This window comes from Neoluteolibacter marinus (assembly GCF_014904755.1).
GTDB classification, from domain to species: Bacteria; Verrucomicrobiota; Verrucomicrobiia; order Verrucomicrobiales; family Akkermansiaceae; genus Haloferula; species Haloferula marina.
This window is the reverse complement of the sequence record NZ_JACZFQ010000167.1, coordinates 1-1,181: the sequence shown is the minus strand read 5'-3', so window position 1 is coordinate 1,181 and position 1,181 is coordinate 1. Positions and strand designations below refer to the sequence as shown.

The following is a 1,181-nucleotide window of genomic DNA, read 5'->3' as shown; positions in this document are numbered from 1 at the left end:
GATGGCATGACGAATTGGAACCGCCCGGTGCGGATCCGCATGCCGGGTGGTGTGGGGGGTGACGGTTAGAGCCCGTCACCTACCCGATTCGCTATTGATTTTCGCGAGTAGGCGTCGACCTGCCTCTAAATGCCCCATAAGAAAGGTTCTGGCTGTCCGGACTGCGCGGGATCGATCCCAGTCCCACTCATCATCGATCAAGTAGACTTCCTGCCGGGTCTCCGTCATCTCGGTCCACGCGCAGAGGCAAAATCGCTCGTACATGAGCCGCAGAATCTCTGCCAGCGAGTCCCCGTGATCGATCAATCTGACGGCCATTGCGCCAAGGAACTCCTGATCGGAGGCCGCCTCATCGTCGGGTGCTGCCGGAATCAGTTTGAGCAGATCGTGTGCTGACGAGCGTGGTGACGTAGAAATCTCAATCAGCCAATACGGCGGTTCATCGAGCCGCATGATCCAGGCATCAGCCCACTCGACGGCGTCTGATGCGTGAATAACTCCAAGCGCCAACCCGATGGCCAAGTCACGCGCTTCGGGGGTCTTCATTTTGGAGCGAACGTCGAAGCGCTGCCGAACCGACCACCATGGCGGCCAGCGCGATTCACTGAAGGCTTTCTACCACCTGAACTGAAACGTAACAAGGCCGCTTAAAGGGGTCGGTCAGACGCGGCTTGTTCGGCTTCTTGTTCCCTGCCTAACTACTCGTTGAGCCTGCCAGAAACGAAAAGATGGGTCACGAACATGATCGCACCCAAAATCATCGGCACGGTCACGCCGCCATACATCAGCTTAGCGTGCAAATCAGGTCGCAGCTGAAATCCGCTCGGAATGTCCCCAATCTTGAAGAGTATGCCCACAGAAATCACGACACCGATCCAATAGAGCACCCGCCTCTGAATCGCTCCCCAGCTGATCGCCACGAGAATCAGTCCGATAATCAAACCGGCGAATCTCATGTGTGGGACATCACGAACCACGATGAACACGCAACTCAAGGCAAACAGGCCGGTTCGAATCCGTCCTAGGAATGCCGGCACCGACTTCGACTCTAGCTGTGCTTCCTTTGGAGGCTCGTATGGATCCATATTTCCTGCCGAGACCCTATGGCTGCGACTTGAAGCAGTCGGCCGCCACCGGGTTGGGTTCGGGGTTTGGAAAGAGGTGCCGTGTCTGGTTCAAAT

2 protein-coding genes are annotated in these 1,181 nt (G+C 56.8%); both read right to left on the bottom strand.

Features of this window, described 5'->3' with window-relative positions:
- Positions 1 to 75 precede the first annotated feature (75 nt).
- Entirely contained in the window at positions 76 to 546 is a 471-nt protein-coding gene (locus tag IG178_RS24330) for a hypothetical protein (protein ID WP_193215188.1), read from the bottom strand.
- Between the two features lie 152 nt (positions 547 to 698).
- Positions 699 to 956 carry a hypothetical protein gene (locus IG178_RS24325; protein ID WP_193215187.1) on the bottom strand — a complete coding sequence of 86 codons (258 nt, stop codon included), beginning with the start codon at positions 954 to 956 and terminating at the stop codon, positions 699 to 701.
- Positions 957 to 1,181 lie beyond the last annotated feature (225 nt).

Bases quoted from the DNA above. Each gene is read 5' to 3' on its own strand.
- IG178_RS24330 (WP_193215188.1), bottom strand. From the start codon at position 546: ATGAAGACCCCCGAAGCGCGTGACTTGGCCATCGGGTTGGCGCTTGGA.
- IG178_RS24325 (WP_193215187.1), bottom strand. From the start codon at position 956: ATGAGATTCGCCGGTTTGATTATCGGACTGATTCTCGTGGCGATCAGC.